The organism is Vibrio sp. L3-7, from assembly GCF_963898195.1.
GTDB lineage: Bacteria > Pseudomonadota > Gammaproteobacteria > Enterobacterales > Vibrionaceae > Vibrio > Vibrio echinoideorum.
This window is the reverse complement of sequence record NZ_CAWQUW010000011.1, coordinates 1-14,226: the sequence shown is the minus strand read 5'-3', so window position 1 is coordinate 14,226 and position 14,226 is coordinate 1. Positions and strand designations below refer to the sequence as shown.

Sequence of the window (14,226 nt, the reverse complement as noted above, 5' to 3'; positions counted from 1 at the left end):
AAAAACAAACAAGTTAAAAACAATATGGAGAAAAACATGTTTACACGAGCCCTAGCGCTATTGGCGCTGTGCCTTTCTTTACCTGCATTGGCTTATCAAGAAGGGGATTCGTTGTCGCCAGACGTCATCGAAAAACTTCAACTCAACAAGGATGAACTGACCATTGTCGACTTCTTTGCAGAGTGGTGCGTGTCTTGCCGCGAAGAGCTACCAGAAGTCAATCAACTCTACACCGAACTCAAAGGCACAGGCGTCACGTTTAAAGGCGTTGATGTGGATGAAGATGTTGAGGTTGGCTTGGAGTTTCAAAAACAACTCGGACTGGAGTTCCCTGTTGTTAACGACCCTGAACAAGCGTTGATCGCAGAATTTAAACCTATCGGCATGCCTGCGCTTTACTACATCTATCAAGGCAAGGTTATCAAGATTCGTTTTGGTGCCATTAACCACATTAGTGACGTGATTACTGACGACCTCACCAAGATGGGAGTGCAACTGTAATGCTAATCAAAGTCACCCTTGTTGGGCTACTCGCTATTCCAATGACGGCTAATGCCACGCTAGAACTCGACCTCAGTGGTCTGGGCAAAAAGCCCGTTGAGCAGCAAGCCACTGACAAAAACGAAGGTCCTATCGTTGAAGAAGAGATCATCTCCAGCACCGTTTATTCAAGTGGCGGTGATTATTCAAACCAAGAAGTAAAACGTGCAACCAGACGAAACATTGAAATGGTTAAACCCAAGGCAAAGCAACTGGTTATCGAACAGGAAGCACCAGAAGAGAGTAACAAACCTTCTGCCCTGGCTTTCGTTGATGAGTTTCTTGGTATTGAACCCGTAAAGCCTTGGGAAAAAGGCACATTGGCTCAAAAAGAGATGAAACCCGGTGGCACGGTGCCTGAATTCGACGTCTTTTCTGAAAAGGTGTTCGCTTACAAACAAGGTTCCGTCGGCGGCAGTGGTGTTGGTGGCGGTGGCTGTGGTTGTAACTAACCGATCCATCAACGAACAAATCAGTATTTAAAAAAACAAAATAAGAAAAAAATGAAAAAATTACCAATTACGCTGCTGAGTGCAGCGGCAGTGGCTAACGTGGCATTAGCTGAAGATCATATCTCTGTTCATTACCTTAGCTATGAGGAATACGATGACAGAGTATCAGCCAATGACACCATGGTTTCGATTGAGAAAAGTATCGGCTTAGATTGGACACTCAACGCAGAGATAAGCTACGACAGTGTTTCAGGCGCCTCTCCAGCGTGGGGACCAACGACACCTCCCGCTTCGAATGCGGATCAGGTAAACCGCGCCCTGAAAACTCAACAAGCACAAAATAAAACCGACGAGGTTATTCGTGCAGGCTATGATCCTCACCGCAGTGGCTATGAAATCCAAAAAGTAGGCCTTGAAGACACTAGAAAATCCATCAGCTTAAGCGCGACCTATCGCGATACCTTACGTAATGAATGGACTCTCGGTGGTAACGCCTCTCAAGAAGAAGATTACGAAAGCCTTGGTATCAATGCCAAAGGTTTGGTCTATGCCGATAGCACTAAAAACCGCTCTTACAGTCTAGGTGGCTCTGCCCTTTTCGATCAGACTCAAGCGTTCGGCAAATACTCGTTGGCTTCATCAAACAGCCAGAGCTGGGAAGACATTTTCACGGGCAGTTTAGAAGCCGGATTATCACAAACCTTCACGCCGAACCTATACAGCATTTTTACTGCTTACACGGGTTACCGTAGTGGCTATTTGAGCAATCACTATTTAACGGTTCTGCGTGAAGTCGATATCAACGACGACGGAAAGATCGATGATGATGAAGTGTTCTTGGGACAAGATTCTCGACCGGATACGCGACTCTCTGGCGGTATTAATATCCAAGCTTTTTACTCATTGTCCGACAGTCTAAAAATCCGACCAAGATACAAATGGTTTATGGATGATTGGGGCGTAATGTCTCACCAGTTAGGCGGTAAATTATCTTGGCGAGTGAGTGAATGGTTAACCTTGGCACCGGGCTATTTCTGGTACACGCAAGATGCAGCCGATTTCTATCGCGATCCAAGTAGTGCCGATCCTTCTTTTGCATCGTCAGGCTACGCGACTTCAGACCTTCGCTTAGGCAACTTCACGGCCAATGCCTATGAACTAGGGGCGAGTATCAAGGTACATAAGAAGTTACGCTTAAATGCGCTTGCTGCGTACTACGAACAAAGCAACGGTTTTGAAGCACAGTGGTGGGCTGTTGGAGCAACCTATGAGTTCTAACTTGCCCTTTGTACATCGCTTTCATGCCATGACCGTACCGTGTGAAGTGCAAATTTTGTCGATGGATTTGGCTAACTTTCCAAAGGCAAGCGCAACAGAAATAGCGACTGAGATAGAGCAAAACACACGCCGATTGGAAGACAAATATAACTTCTACTGCGACGACTCGTGGCTAACACAGCGCATTAATCAGCGAGCATCATGTGATGTCGAACTCGATTCTGAATCTGCCGAGGTTTTCCAACACCTCGACCGATTAAGTCAACTGACGTTCGATACCTTTGATACCACGGTCGGCAGCATCAAACATCTTTTAAAACAGAAACCGAAGATGTTGCACAGTCACGCCTTCCAAGCCTTGTCTTCAGCTTTGGGTAAGCAAGCTTGGGAGCTGAAAGGGACAATGGATCAAAAAGGAACCGTAGATCTACAAGGGACCCTCGATCTACAAAGGACAAGGCTACACGTCCCTGACTCACGCACTCGTTTCGATTTTGGCGGCGTCATCAAAGAGTACGCCGTCGACCAAGCGGTAGAGATCGGCAAACAGCTCGGCGCGACGTCGATGTTAGTGAATTTTGGTGGTGACATCTATGCGTTGGGAACCAAACCGGACGGCTCGGCATTCAACATTGCTGTATTGGATCCAAGAGACAACAAGACCCCATTTTTCGCCGTTCCGTTAACAAACGCAGCGCTCACGACTTCGGCTCACAGTGAACGCCAAGTGCAATTTGGTGACAAGACCACCTCTCATATTCTGTCGAAACGGGATGTTGAAAAGAAAATCATGTCTGTTACTGCTATCGCGTCGTCCACATTGGAAGCGGGCGTGCTCAGCACTTCACTGACATTGAATCCCAACATATCAGTGCCTGAAGATAGCGCTGTTATCTACATCGACGATCAATTACACATTCACCAAAACACGGAGTTCCTTCATCCATGAAGTGCTACCTACTTACGTTAATTCTATTGTTTAGCGGATTGTTACATGCTCAAGAAAACGAGTTTCTTCCCGTTGAAGAGGCCTTCCCCGTCACATGGGAAGCCACAGACCAAGGCGCGGTAATCAGCTTTGATACCCACAAGGGTTACTACCTGTATCAATCTCGATTTTCGTTCAAAGGTGAGTCGTCATTATCTACGTTAGAACCGAGTTATTCGCTGCCAGGTGAAAAGAAAGAGGATCCTAACTTTGGTAACGTCATCGTATTTCACGAGCCCGTTACCGTTACTGTTCCTTACTCAGGAAGTGGGAAACTCACCGTGCGTTATCAAGGCTGCGCAGACAAAGGACTTTGTTATCTGCCGCAAAAGTTAGTGCTCGATTTGCCGATGTTCGAAACCGTAGCTGAAGCCCAAGTTGAGGAGACATCAAACTCTCTATATCAAACCCTAGGTGAGATCAGTGAAGATACCAATAGCTTATCTTCGTTCCTATCCCAAGCGGGCAAGTTACAAGCACTCCTAGTATTCTTCCTACTTGGATTAGGTTTATCACTGACCCCATGTGTACTCCCTATGATTCCAATCTTAGCCAGCATCATCGGTGGCGAAAAAGCGATGACAGGCAAGAAAGGCGCGGCACTCTCCAGTTCTTACGTTTTGGGTATGGCGACCAGCTATTCCATGACGGGGATCTTAGTCACCACTTTGGCAAAAGGGGTTAACCTGCAAGCTGCGATGCAACAGCCTTGGTTGTTAAGTAGCTTTGCAGCGGTTTTTGTTCTGCTCGCATTGGCGATGTTCGGATTCTATGAACTCCAACTGCCTGCCGCCCTGCAGCAAAAGCTCAACAGCGGCTCAGACAAGCTTGGAGGCGGTAAGATCGCCAGTGTCTTTGCCATGGGCGCAATATCAGCCTTGGTTGTGTCACCTTGTGTCAGTGCTCCATTGGCTGGTGCGTTGCTGTACGTCTCAACAACTCAAGACTGGGTGTTTGGCGGAGCGACTCTGTTCGTTATGGCGCTTGGTATGGGCATACCGCTTATCGCTATCGGCGCAAGTGGTGGACGTCTGTTATTAAGAAGTGGCGCGTGGATGGTTTCAGTTAAGCAAGTGTTTGGCGTGCTGTTGTTAGCTGTTGCTATTGTCCTGTTGAGCCGCTTTGTCGCTCCATCGATTATTATGATCTTATGGGCGCTGCTTGCTATCGGTTCCGGTGTGCATTTCGGTGCTTTAGAAGCCGCACAACCGGGTTGGGCGCGTACTCGTAAGTTTTCTGCTTTGCTGCCACTGGGTTACGGGTTAATTCTATTTTTCGGATTCTTCTTGGGTAATACTGACCCTCTCAACCCGCTTGCGAATAGAGAATCTACTCAATCCATTGCCGTCACTCCCTTTGAAAAAACAGACTCTATTGTTCAGCTAGAGCAACAGTTACAAACCGCAGCGAGCAGCGACCAAAAGGTGCTTATCGACCTTTACGCAGATTGGTGTGTGTCTTGTAAAGTGATTGAAACCAACGTGTTCAACGACCAACAAGTGAGCCAAAAACTTAAAGAGTGGAAGACAATAAAGCTTGATGTGACAGAAAGTTCTCCAGAGCAAATGGCGTGGCTCAATGATAAGAATGTATTTGGCCCTCCAGCGATTTTCTTTTACTCACCCGCCAGCGGTGAAATAGAGCCTGCGCGAGTCATGGGGGATATTGATAAAGAGGGGTTCAATAAAAAACTCAAACTTGCCAATAAGCTCGCTTACACACGAACAACAGAAGCTGATAGCCAAACGAACTAAGGCCTACGCTAGATAAAATCAAAATCGCCCAATCATAAATTGGGCGATTTTTTCTTATTTGGTTTGCAGATATGAGGCAATTTATTCTGGGCTTTCTAGCTGCTCAATAACCGTTTGAGTCAAATGCTCAGTATACGGATTGATCTTCCAATGCTCTGGGCTCCAACCTTTTACAAAACGTTGAAAATCAGCCCACGCCACATAGAACATTGGTCGCCAAGCGGCTTTGATTTCATCAAACGAAAGCTGTGGCTGATAGTACGCCAATGCCTCTTCCAAGTATCGGAAGTAAATCTCTAACATCTGTGATTCAAGCTCTGCGCAATCTTGCGGCCTCACCGCACTGCTCATAAACAGAGCTACGTCTTTCATCGCACAACCATGACCCACATATTGAAAATCGACGGCAGCTGCGTTTTGGCTTTCTGAATCAAAACAGAAATTGGCAAGCTTGGCGTCGCCATGTACCAAAGTTGGATACGGACATTCTTTTAGTAAACGGTCGATGTGCTTGGCTTGGTTCTTCAATGGTAAATCAGCCAAGGCATTAAACTCATCAGGGCGTGTGTCTAGATGCCAGTATGTGCCGACTTGCCACAATGAGGCTGACTGTTCTTGATCGTCACTGATGTGCTTTGCGTGAAAATTAGCGAGCCATTTAAGGCAAGCATCGCGTTGTTTTTGCTCTTCTCGTGTGTAACCAGACGCCAGTTCAGACTGAGTACCTTTGATTGCTAGATTGTCAGAAACAGCAAGCACATCAAACTGAGAAGTTAACGGAAAACCGATTTCGGCTAAGTCTTGCATCACAATCAACCACTCGTTCTCTTGTAACTCACAATGCAGCCCTACAGGTACAGGGCAACGCTCATCCCACTGTTGAGTGAACGACTGATACCAAGCCGTTTCCACTTGATAAGAGTGCACCTTTCGCTGGTGAGATAACTTGGTGTTCCAACCTTTAGGGTGTTCGGCTTTATCTGGCAGTGCGACATGTTTAACAATCACACTCTTCAGTTCAGCATGGCCTTCGTAACAAAAGACTAAGCGAACTAACTCACCATATCCGCCCCACAAACGTTGAATGACTTGAACATCAACTCCCTCATGACAGCCCAGTGAAGCCGCTATTTTTTGATAAAGGGCAGGAAGTGATTTATTCGAACTGGCTTCAGTTTGGTTAAGCTGTTTTGATGACATTGATTGAGACACTATCGTTCGAGACATAAATACTGTTTTATGCCTCAGATGCTAAAAGATGCGACCATTGCTTTTGCCTGTTCATGTAGTGCACCACATAACTGCACACTGGCACAATTTTAAAACCCGCCTGTTCAATCTCAATTAATACAGACTCCATCATTACTTTGCCAAAGCCTTTGCCTTGCAGTTCATCAGGGATACGAGTCGAAGTTATATGGAGTACATCACCCTGTTTTTGGTACTTAACGACTGCAAATTGGTTTGGTTCGAGCTCAACTGTGATCAGGTTCTCGTCTTGAACCCATTTTGTGGCCTTCATTCTCAACTCCTACAAATAATTGATACGACAAACAATTAAAGTTTGAAGTATGAGTTCCATGTAATAAACTAACGCAAGTGCATATAAACAAAACTAAGTACTTCAAACAACGGATATTTTTAGAGATCGCTGATTTACATAAAATCAAAAGCAAAGAATAACACTCTATAAATAATTCAAAGTACTTACATTAAATCTAGCACGTAACAACCCCTTGTTAGCAAGTTATCAATATCTAACAGACGCATGTTGGCGCATGGAGAACACAAAATGAACGCACCACTGAAGAAGCCTTTGGAGCATAATCAGGCACTTCAAGACCCTCGTAACCGCACCGTTTCTACGATTAACAGCACTGATGCTCTGGCCATGATTGAACACGGCAGTGAACTGACGTTGAATGTCTCGACTCCGGTTGGCACTAAGTTTCTCGCGACCACTAAGTTTATTGGTACGCACAGTGATAACTGTATTGTGGTTGAGTTACCCGAGGTATCTAACGAAGACCTGAACTTTTTCTTTCAAGAAGGTTTTTGGATGACAGCTCGTGCTTATTCCCTACGAGGCGAAGGCGCGCTTATCCACTTTAGGAGCCAAATTCACCATAAAATTGGTGAACCCTTCCCTATCCTTGTACTTTCAACACCAAGTACGATGCAAGTGACTCAACTGCGTAAAGAAACACGCTACGAAGTGAACTTAGCTTCAAGAATTATCTTCAACGACCAACGAGCAAATTGTGAGATAAGAGATTTATCTAAAAGTGGTTGTCGCTTTGTTACTTCACCAACCTCTCGTCCGATTCAAATTGCCGACCGAGTGTCGATAGAGATAACGCCTGAGAACTACAATGGTCCACTTATTCCACCATTGAGAGGCATTATCTGTAACTTGCAAAAGTCGACGCACTACGCTCGATATGGCGTGGAGTTTGATGATATTGGTCGAGCAAATGCTAAGCACTTGTTGGCAAAACTGAAGTTTAATGGAACCAAGCTCTGCTTACGAAACGCATAACTTCGTTTAACACCACATCGTTATTTAATGCAGTTAGCTGACCAAGTACAACCCGCTTATTCGCGCGCTAAGTCGCCACCAAATAAAAAAGCCATCGACTCTAAATCGATGGCTTTTGCGTTTTATCTATTTATCTATTTATCTATTTATCTATTTATCTATTTACGTAGAGCATTCAATTTAGCCTGAGCAATACCAAAGACAGTATCAATAGGGTAGCTTCCCTCGTCGCTAGCTTCACCTGCTGCTTTACCAGTGAACAGCTCAATGGCTTCTGTCACATGGTCAATCGCCCAGATATTAAACTCACCCTTTTCAACCGCTTTCACGATGTCACTACGCAGCATTAGGTTATGAACATTCGAACGCGGGATGATCACCCCTTGTTCATTTGAACGTCCTTTGATTTCACATACATCAAAGAAGCCTTCAATTTTCTCGTTCACCCCACCAATAGGTTGAGATTCACCGAATTGGTTCATCGAACCAGTAATTGCGATATCTTGACGGTTTGGTTGTTTAGAAAATGCCGACACTACCGCACAGAACTCAGCCATACTCGCACTGTCACCATCCACACCACCATACGATTGCTCGAAGGTGATATTGGTAGTGAGCGGGACTTTCGCTGTCTTACCAAACACTGAAGAAAGATAAGCAGACAAGATCATCACCCCTTTCGAGTGAATACTGCCACCTAGGTCTACGTTTCTTTCAATATCAATCACTTCACCGTCACCGTAAGCCGTGGTAGCCGTGATTCGGTTCGGAGCGCCAAACATATGATCCGTCGTACTTAACACAGACAGAGCGTTCACTTGACCAACCGCTTGACCATCGACATGGATCAGGGTTGTACCGTTAGTGAAGGTTTCCATTACGCTGTCTTGCAGTCGTCCGACACGCATCTGTTGGTTAGATAACGCTTGGTCGACGTGCGTTGCACGAATCAAGTTCGATTTTGAGCCTCTCGCTACGTAGTTTGACTCACGAAGCAGATTAGCAATGTGTGCAGAGTGCAACGATAACTTACCTTGGTCGCCTGCCTGACGTGAGCTGTGTTCAATGATGCGAGCAATCGCCTTACGATCACAATGCAGCATGTTGTTGTCGTGTACGATGCTTGAAATGAAGCGCGCATAATGCATTTCAGAATCCGCAGTACGCTTCATCTCATCTTCAAAATCAGCAGTTACACGGAACAGTTCACCAAACTCGGCATCGTAGTGTTGCAACAGTTGATAAGTACGGTAATCACCAAACAGAATGATCTTCACATCCAGTGGGATAGGTTCTGGATCGAGTGAAACAGCACCTGTCAACGTCACCTCTTTTTCTAATGAAGTGAAGCTCAATTGACGCGAACGTAGCGCGCGCTTCAAGCCTTCCCAAACATAAGGTTGTTCGAGAACTTTCACCGCATCCATCAGTAATACACCGCCATTAGCTCGATGCAAACTGCCCGCTCTAATCAAAGAGAAATCGGTAAATACCGTGCCTTTAAACGTCGCGGTTTCAACATGACCAAACAAAGAATGGTAGTTAGGGTTCTCTTCTACCACGATCGGCAGGGACTGCTCTTTTTGGGTAACAATTACGTTAACTTTATAACGACGTGGCATTTTCTTATCAAGAGAAGCCGTGGCAATTTCAGCTTGCTCCGTGCTTTCCTCTAAGAAAATATCAGCGTTATCAACAATGTCTTTACGAAGCGCAGTGAGGTACTTTTTGATCTCAGGATATTGACTGTAATCCTTTTTCAATTGCTTGATGAAGTGAGTGATTACGTCTCTCGCGGTGTCATCGTTAAGCTTCTCGATTTTCTCTGTGTAGGTCTCTTCAAGCTCCGTCAATTCACGAGAAATGGTTCTCAAGCCAATCTCTAATCCATCAATGGTTTTGTCGAACTGATCTTGTTCTTCCTGTGAAAGCAAATCAAAGCTCTCTTCGGTATGAAGGTCATCACCATTCATCGCGACAAACTGATAATCACCCTGAGTAGTAATCGTCAGGTTAATACCTTTGTCTTTTGCCTCTTGGCTAATCGCTTCTAGTGCAGCTTGCTGTTTAGCAGCCAATTGATTTTTAAGTCTATCGGCGCGGCTAAAGTACATCTCATTGTCGAATGCGAGTGGCATAGCTTTGAGCAGTTTACGCATCAGCTTTTCAATATCTTGCTTTAAGCTGCTGCCTACACCACTGGGAAGCTTAAGTACCTTCGGTGTACGAATGTCTTCAAAGTTCGCGATATAACACCAATCAAAAAGTTCCTTAACTTCGTGAGGGTGTCGGTTTAGATAACGCAAAATCATGGTGCGTTTACCAAGACCATTTCGCCCTATCGCATAAATGTTGTAACCCTTTTCCTTGATTGACATCGCGAACTCAACGGCCTTTTGTGCCCGTTCCTGCCCGACGATTTCGTCAATTGGAGCCAGTTCTTTGGTCGACTTACAGGGTAGCTTTTCTAGATCGGCTACCTTATACAGCTGTTCTGTATTGAGTCTTTGCATCGCCATCGCCGCCTCCTTAATCCTTCATTACTTGGGTGTAGATAAAATCAGTGTAGATGTAATTTCCTATCAATTTAGTGACTTACGCTGCACCGCTGTTCAACCGAACAAATAACACACAATTTGAGCCATTTTTACTAATAAGAGACCATTTTATTCATCAACTTAACATGTAAATGATTTTAATTTGCAATTGATAATAAATATCATTAACATTTACATTTACTATAGATTGAGGATGTGGATATGGAAATTGAACGATGCTGGATGCACTACCTAAAAGCTGAACAGTTAATGGAACAAGGCCACTGGCCAGAAGCACAGCGTCTTTACAATGATGTTCTTATTTCCCTTCCCCATCACATCCAAGATGCTGCATATCAAAGCGACATCAAACCTTGCCAGTTTGCTTGCTTACTTGCAGGGCTTAGAGATGCAAGCGTTGCCCAATCAGAGATTCTCAACCGCCTAGGCCAACAACAGAAAGCTTTCGACACTTTGAACCAGTCATACGCGCTGATGCAATTCATCTCCCTCGAAAACACTGAACTGATTCAACGGACCTATTCGCTTTTAGAGAAGCAGAGTGAAGATTTACTCAATCACTTGATTGCTTTTTGCAGTGCTCAGCGCAGCTCACACTGGATGCTTGAGCTTGAACAAATTCAACGTGCTCATCACCATTTCGGGCAGCTTAAATCTACGTCAGAAGTTCAATCTTCACCTAATGTCTTAAATTGATAAGGATATATCATGTCGGACCAGGCCATTCTCAAAGTCAGTAACCTTTCCGTTAGTTTCAGAACCAATGATGGAATCATTGATGCGGTTAAAAAGGTTAGTTTTACCCTTAATTCCAGTGAAACCTTGGCCATTGTTGGTGAGTCGGGTTCTGGCAAATCAGTGTCTTCCAACGCACTCATGCGTTTACTGCCAGACAACGCCATTATTGATGCTCAATCTGAAATTGTGTTTGAGGGGCAATCGGTTCTTGGAAAGACCGAGCGAGAAATGCAGTCAATTCGCGGCGACAGGATTGGCATGATCTTTCAGGAGCCGATGACATCATTGAACCCATACCTGCGTGTTGGGACTCAAGTGGCTGAAGCGATTATGTGTCACCGTAAGGTATCGAAGTCGAAGGCAAAACAACGTGTGCTGGAACTATTTGAACTGGTTCACTTACCCATGCCAGAGCAAGCATATAGCAAATACCCGCACGAGTTTTCGGGCGGCCAGCTGCAGCGTATCATGATCGCGATGGCACTGATTAACGAGCCCGACATTTTGATTGCCGACGAACCCACCACAGCATTAGATGTAACGGTTCAGGCTGAAGTGCTTTCTTTGATCAAAGAGATTCAAAGCAAGATGGGCATGGCGATTTTGTTCATCACCCACGATCTTGGTGTCGTAAAACACTTTGCTGACCGAGTTCTGGTGATGTGTAAAGGCGAACTAGTGGAGGAGGGATTGACTCAAGCCTTGTTCGACAACCCAAGACACGATTACACGCGCATGTTGATCAATTCAATTCCAACAGGTGCTAAGGTTCCAGTCCATGAGTCAGCTTCGGAGTTGTTGTCCGCAGATGATATCCGAGTTCAGTTCTTAGTTAAGTCGCACTTCATCAAGAGCAAAAGCCAGTATTTCGAGGCAGTAAAAGGCATCTCGCTCAACCTAAAGCAAGGCGAAACCTTGGGTATTGTGGGTGAATCAGGGTCAGGTAAATCAACACTAGGACGTGCATTAATAGGCTTGTTACCAAGTACCGGACGTATTGTCTACAAAGGCCAAGATGTCAGTTTGTTGACTGATAAAGAACGTCACAAACTTAAGAAAGATGTACAAATGGTGTTCCAAGACCCTTATGGTTCTTTGTCACCACGCATGACAGTTGGGGAAATCATCACCGAAGGCTTAACGGTGCATCAACCTCATCTATCCAAGAAAGAAAGATTAGAAAGAGCTCGTAAAGCGCTGATTGAAGTTCGCTTAGAACAGAGTTCAATTAACCGTTATCCGCATGAGTTTTCTGGCGGGCAAAGACAACGTATCGCGATTGCTCGTGCGCTAATTCTTGAACCCTCTTTCATTCTTCTCGATGAACCCACTTCAGCACTCGATCGCTCGGTGCAACTCACGGTAATCGACCTGTTGAAAGATATTCAAGCCAAGCACAACATCGGCTTCCTTTTCATCAGCCACGACCTTTCGGTAGTAAAAGCGCTGTCGGATCGTGTATTGGTAATGCAAAAAGGACAAGTGATGGAAGAAGGGACAGCAGAAGACATTTTTAACAACCCGAAAAACGACTACACCAAGAAATTAATCTCAGCGTCGTTCGACCTGGATAATAAATCGAAAAAAAATGCAGCGTAAAGGGAACTAATCAACATTAACAGCGTCTTATAACTACATTCTGAATAATCTCCTAATGGATTGAAATCTAGAATGGATATAGCAAAAACTGGTTTGGCCGCCAAAAGAAAAATGTCGCATGGATGCGACATTTTTCGTTTCTGGCGTATATGAAAAATCAACGCAGTGATTCATGCCAGTGATTATGAAGGTTTGCTAAAATTGACGGACTTTAAACAGGGTTAGCTGGTAGTCGGGTCACAGTCGCAGAGTGGCTTCGTTCAACTCGTTTTTGGACAGAAACGTGTCAGTGGTTATTCTAAATTAGCAATTCATGGATAACTACAGGTATGGTAAATCACTATGTTGAAAAGTCCCTTAAAATATCTATGTTTAATATACGATATTAATTTGTAAGGACTATTTTTGGTATGAATACACCCCCTATTAAAGTTCTATTTGTTTGCGTTAAAAAAGGCGTGAGGGCGGCTATCGCTAAAGCAATTGTGGAGCAGCAATCTAATGGGATGATACAAGCAACTTGCTCAGGGTTTGAGCCCGGAGAAACACCCCAAGCTATCTTAGACGAATTGTCTAACTTATTTGATGTACCTATACAGACCGAAAGCAAAACTATTTTTGAACACAAAAAGACAAATGAAAACTTCGATTACGTGATTACACTATGTGACCAAATAAGTAATGAGCAGTGTAATTTGTTTGTTGAATGCGTAAACGTGGTTTGTTCACACATACCAAATAGGCTTCGCTGGAGTATCCCCAACCTTGGAGCCGCCCTAGAACTATCAGGGAATGACAGAACCATATTTATAAAAGAAGTCGTAGACCAAATAACCTTTGAAGTGGGGCAACTCGTAGCAAGCACTCCAATAAAAAGCCAAGGTACCGAATAATGCTTCGCTTAACAGCGTGTTAAACCCCGCGATAATAGAGCCTTATTTTTTCCAATGTCACACTTTCGGTGTCCACTAAAAAATAAACTACATTTTTTTACAATCTAGTCTACTGTTAAAAATAGAAAGGATTCTTCTAACAATGTCATCAACTGGCAATCAGAACACAAAGATTCTGTCGCCTAGGCTAGAAAGGGACACACTATGGTTTTACAATCATGCCGCATCACTCTAACCAATCAAAATATCTTTATTTGTCAATCAGTCGAGCATTCTCTCGGCCTTCTTGAAACTGAAATTAACAATGGTATTTCTAAAGTTAAAATAGATGCTAGTGATGGTTATGAGATTCACTCCTATCATTTTGATTCGATTGAGGAGTCCATTGAAAGCCTCATGAACCTCTAAGACGACCGTCATAAACTAAGTGTCTATATTTCAATAGATGTTTATATAAAACCTATATCGCTTAGTGAAGTGTCTAGCTTGACTGGACATTACAATTTTGCGCTTACACACATCATGCGGCCTATAATTGACGCTTTATAAATTTTGGATCTCACATGAATTGTATTTGGGGAAATCCAGATTGTCTAAAAACGCTAACGTGCAGCCGTAACCAGTAATGGGGCACTTTTGAGCTAGAAAGTGCCACGGGTAAAAATTCGACCTATGAAGGTTCTGGACTTAGATGAACCAGCAATGATGCTGGCTTTTAAGAAAAACAAGGTAACGTTAAGCAAATACTCGCAATCGATGTCCATCAAGGTCTAACGCAACAAAATTGATACCATATACAGACTCTTCGCGCTCTTGAGCAAAATTCACTCCTTGCTCTTTCCACTTTTCAAATAAGCTATCTAACTCGGTGCTGTTAATTGCAGGGA

General features: G+C 44.2%; 13 protein-coding genes. 10 read left to right on the top strand and 3 right to left on the bottom strand.

Translation table 11 applies throughout. The features are described 5' to 3' along the window. Positions 1-36 precede the first annotated feature (36 nt). The 5 genes from AACW75_RS09585 to dsbD are packed head-to-tail and all read left to right on the top strand — an operon-like array spanning position 37 to position 5,012. Entirely contained in the window at positions 37-501 is a 465-nt protein-coding gene (locus AACW75_RS09585; protein WP_004732809.1) for a TlpA family protein disulfide reductase, read from the top strand. Further along, positions 501-992, top strand: coding sequence for a DUF4266 domain-containing protein (locus AACW75_RS09580; protein ID WP_145571428.1), 492 nt, complete (start codon positions 501-503; stop codon positions 990-992). The genes AACW75_RS09585 and AACW75_RS09580 overlap by 1 nt, the downstream gene beginning before the upstream one ends. Before the next feature lie 51 nt (positions 993-1,043). Then, entirely contained in the window at positions 1,044-2,270 is a 1,227-nt protein-coding gene (locus AACW75_RS09575; protein ID WP_004732807.1) for a DUF3570 domain-containing protein, read from the top strand. Then, on the top strand, positions 2,260-3,219 hold the full coding sequence (locus AACW75_RS09570; protein ID WP_145571426.1) for an FAD:protein FMN transferase: 960 nt from the start codon (positions 2,260-2,262) through the stop codon (positions 3,217-3,219). The genes AACW75_RS09575 and AACW75_RS09570 overlap by 11 nt, the downstream gene beginning before the upstream one ends. Further along, on the top strand, positions 3,216-5,012 hold the full coding sequence (dsbD, locus tag AACW75_RS09565) for a protein-disulfide reductase DsbD (RefSeq protein WP_237297788.1): 1,797 nt from the start codon (positions 3,216-3,218) through the stop codon (positions 5,010-5,012). Before AACW75_RS09570 ends, dsbD begins: the two co-directional genes overlap by 4 nt. Before the next feature lie 81 nt (positions 5,013-5,093). Here the strand turns inward: dsbD and AACW75_RS09560 are convergent, their stop codons facing one another. Both AACW75_RS09560 and AACW75_RS09555 read right to left on the bottom strand, forming a co-directional pair. Then, entirely contained in the window at positions 5,094-6,239 is a 1,146-nt protein-coding gene (locus AACW75_RS09560; RefSeq protein ID WP_145571422.1) for a phosphotransferase, read from the bottom strand. A 10-nt stretch (positions 6,240-6,249) separates the two neighbouring features. Continuing rightward, on the bottom strand, positions 6,250-6,534 hold the full coding sequence (locus AACW75_RS09555) for a GNAT family N-acetyltransferase (RefSeq protein WP_029225088.1): 285 nt from the start codon (positions 6,532-6,534) through the stop codon (positions 6,250-6,252). 270 nt (positions 6,535-6,804) lie between these two features. Between AACW75_RS09555 and AACW75_RS09550 the strand changes: the two genes are divergently transcribed. After that, positions 6,805-7,551: a flagellar brake protein gene (locus AACW75_RS09550; protein ID WP_135458829.1), complete on the top strand. Its 747-nt coding sequence runs from the start codon at positions 6,805-6,807 to the stop codon at positions 7,549-7,551. Between the two features lie 158 nt (positions 7,552-7,709). Here AACW75_RS09550 and AACW75_RS09545 read toward each other — a convergent pair whose 3' ends face one another. Then, complete coding sequence (locus AACW75_RS09545; protein WP_017075295.1) at positions 7,710-10,070, bottom strand: Lon protease family protein; 2,361 nt, start codon at positions 10,068-10,070, stop codon at positions 7,710-7,712. Positions 10,071-10,310: 240 nt separating this feature from the next. Between AACW75_RS09545 and AACW75_RS09540 the strand changes: the two genes are divergently transcribed. The 4 genes from AACW75_RS09540 to AACW75_RS09525 all read left to right on the top strand — a co-directional run bounded on the left by AACW75_RS09540 (position 10,311) and on the right by AACW75_RS09525 (position 13,747). Further along, positions 10,311-10,805 carry a hypothetical protein gene (locus tag AACW75_RS09540; RefSeq protein WP_017075296.1) on the top strand — a complete coding sequence of 165 codons (495 nt, stop codon included), beginning with the start codon at positions 10,311-10,313 and terminating at the stop codon, positions 10,803-10,805. 12 nt (positions 10,806-10,817) lie between these two features. After that, positions 10,818-12,446, top strand: a complete 1,629-nt coding sequence (locus tag AACW75_RS09535) for an ABC transporter ATP-binding protein (RefSeq protein WP_145571420.1) — start codon at positions 10,818-10,820, stop codon at positions 12,444-12,446. A 410-nt stretch (positions 12,447-12,856) separates the two neighbouring features. Next, a complete protein-coding gene (locus AACW75_RS09530; protein WP_048606608.1) occupies positions 12,857-13,339 on the top strand; it encodes an arsenate reductase/protein-tyrosine-phosphatase family protein in 483 nt (160 codons plus the stop codon). Between the two features lie 204 nt (positions 13,340-13,543). Next, a complete protein-coding gene (locus tag AACW75_RS09525) occupies positions 13,544-13,747 on the top strand; it encodes a hypothetical protein (protein ID WP_017090521.1) in 204 nt (67 codons plus the stop codon). The last annotated feature ends 479 nt before the right edge of the window (positions 13,748-14,226 follow it).

Coding starts and splice junctions, on each gene's coding strand:
- AACW75_RS09575 (WP_004732807.1), top strand. CDS start 1,044: ATGAAAAAATTACCAATTACGCTGCTGAGTGCAGCGGCAGTGGCTAAC.
- AACW75_RS09545 (WP_017075295.1), bottom strand. CDS start 10,070: ATGGCGATGCAAAGACTCAATACAGAACAGCTGTATAAGGTAGCCGAT.
- AACW75_RS09540 (WP_017075296.1), top strand. CDS start 10,311: ATGGAAATTGAACGATGCTGGATGCACTACCTAAAAGCTGAACAGTTA.
- AACW75_RS09530 (WP_048606608.1), top strand. CDS start 12,857: ATGAATACACCCCCTATTAAAGTTCTATTTGTTTGCGTTAAAAAAGGC.
- AACW75_RS09525 (WP_017090521.1), top strand. CDS start 13,544: ATGGTTTTACAATCATGCCGCATCACTCTAACCAATCAAAATATCTTT.
- AACW75_RS09560 (WP_145571422.1), bottom strand. CDS start 6,239: ATGTCTCGAACGATAGTGTCTCAATCAATGTCATCAAAACAGCTTAAC.
- AACW75_RS09555 (WP_029225088.1), bottom strand. CDS start 6,534: ATGAAGGCCACAAAATGGGTTCAAGACGAGAACCTGATCACAGTTGAG.
- AACW75_RS09580 (WP_145571428.1), top strand. CDS start 501: ATGCTAATCAAAGTCACCCTTGTTGGGCTACTCGCTATTCCAATGACG.
- AACW75_RS09570 (WP_145571426.1), top strand. CDS start 2,260: ATGAGTTCTAACTTGCCCTTTGTACATCGCTTTCATGCCATGACCGTA.
- dsbD (WP_237297788.1), top strand. CDS start 3,216: ATGAAGTGCTACCTACTTACGTTAATTCTATTGTTTAGCGGATTGTTA.
- AACW75_RS09535 (WP_145571420.1), top strand. CDS start 10,818: ATGTCGGACCAGGCCATTCTCAAAGTCAGTAACCTTTCCGTTAGTTTC.
- AACW75_RS09585 (WP_004732809.1), top strand. CDS start 37: ATGTTTACACGAGCCCTAGCGCTATTGGCGCTGTGCCTTTCTTTACCT.
- AACW75_RS09550 (WP_135458829.1), top strand. CDS start 6,805: ATGAACGCACCACTGAAGAAGCCTTTGGAGCATAATCAGGCACTTCAA.